Annotated in this window: 1 protein-coding gene; it reads left to right on the plus strand. The window is 71.7% G+C overall.

The features are described from left to right. Positions 1-35 precede the first annotated feature (35 nt). Positions 36-339, plus strand: a 304-nt coding sequence (locus tag QSK22_RS33455; protein ID WP_285498526.1) for an AMP-binding protein, incomplete at its 3' end; no start/stop codon positions are given.

Genomic DNA, 339 nt, shown 5'->3' on the forward strand with positions numbered 1-339 from the left:
TCGATCCGGCGCAGGTCGAAGGTGTGGGCCGGTGGGTGCTGGGCGCCGAGCGGCTGTCGGCGGACCTGGCGGCCCGCTGGGCAGGCGGTGACCGACTCTGGAATACCTACGGTCCGACCGAGACGACCGTCATGGCGACGGTCGGTGTGGTGGACGGTCCGGGAACGCCGCCGATCGGCTGCCCGATCGGCAACACCAAGGCGTTCGTGTTAGACGAGTTCCTGCAGCCCGTTCCCGCCGGGGTGACCGGCGAACTCTACGTCGCCGGCGCCGGGGTCACCCGCGGCTACGTCAACCGCGCCGCCCTGACCGCGGAGCGGTTTGTGGCCTGCCCGTTCG

It is taken from the genome of Actinomadura sp. NBRC 104425 (assembly GCF_030269545.1).
Classification (GTDB): domain Bacteria; phylum Actinomycetota; class Actinomycetes; order Streptosporangiales; family Streptosporangiaceae; genus Spirillospora; species Spirillospora keratinilytica.